Annotated in this window: 2 protein-coding genes; both read right to left on the reverse strand. The window is 43.4% G+C overall.

Translation table 11 applies throughout. The features are described from left to right. The coding region (locus tag QUB56_RS14560; protein ID WP_332956004.1) for a hypothetical protein at positions 1–850 on the reverse strand (850 nt) is incomplete at its 3' end. A gap of 41 nt (positions 851–891) precedes the next feature. Continuing rightward, the coding region (locus tag QUB56_RS14565; protein ID WP_332956005.1) for a hypothetical protein at positions 892–1,078 on the reverse strand (187 nt) is incomplete at its 5' end.

Genomic DNA, 1,078 nt, shown 5'->3' on the forward strand with positions numbered 1-1,078 from the left:
TGCTCAGTTCATCGACATGCTGTGTAGCCAGATTGAGGAATGTCCGATTCCATTCGTTGCGGAGATTCTCAATCTTGGTGTTAATTTCAGCACTGTTGGCAACGACGTTGACAAACTCGTTGTTAACTTCACTGTTTGTTACAGTCTGCTGTAAGCGTCGGTCGATGTACTGATTTAATTCCTCATTGTTATTGACAATGTTCTGAGTAATCAGATGCAAGTTATTTCGTACCTTTTGCTCATAAGTGTTGTCAATTTGTTGGCTGACGTACTGATTAAGGTCAGTATTATCATTGACAATATTCTGAGTAATTAGGTTGATGTTATTGCGTATCTTTTGCTCAAAGGAGGAGTCGATTTTCCCATCGACCTGCCTATCGATGTACTGGTTGAGTTCCTGCTTATTTACAAGGTTGTTGATAATTAATCCGACGTTGCTACGTATCTTTTGCTCGAAGGCAGAGTCGATTTGCTGATTGACTTGCTGGTCGATGTACTGGTTGAGTTCCTGCTTGCGTAGAATGTTGTTGATAATTAATCCGATGTTGTTACGTATCTTTTGCTCAAAGGTTTGGTCAACGTACTGGTTGATCTGTTGGTTAATTTTGTTCGATATCTCAACGTTGAGCCTATTTTCCACTAGCTTGTCTAAGTAGCTAGACCAGCCCTGCAATTGCTGGTTCAGACTAAACTCCATCTGCTGTGTATAGGCATCCATCGTGAACCTGACCTTAGCTACTTCTATAGCCAGGTTCTTGAATTGCTTCTCGTAGTTCTTGAAGAGCCACTGTTCGAGCTGCTCCCAATACTGACCTTCCAGTTTCACATCGTTTTCATCTACGACTTTCATAGATGCATTAATCTGCTGTAACTGCTCCTCCCACTTCTGCTTTAACTCGTCTTCGTTAAAGCGGAAGGTGAACTGTGTCGAGCTGCTCGCACCGACTGGTTCACGACTGGTAGATCCACCTGAGCCTTGAACATTTGTAACAGTCTCTGAGCTGCTCGCACCGACTGCTTCACGACTGGTAGATTCACCTGAGCCTTGAACATTTGTAACAGTCTCCGAGCTGCTCGC

The organism is Microcoleus sp. AR_TQ3_B6 (assembly GCF_036702785.1).
Lineage (GTDB): Bacteria > Cyanobacteriota > Cyanobacteriia > Cyanobacteriales > Microcoleaceae > Microcoleus.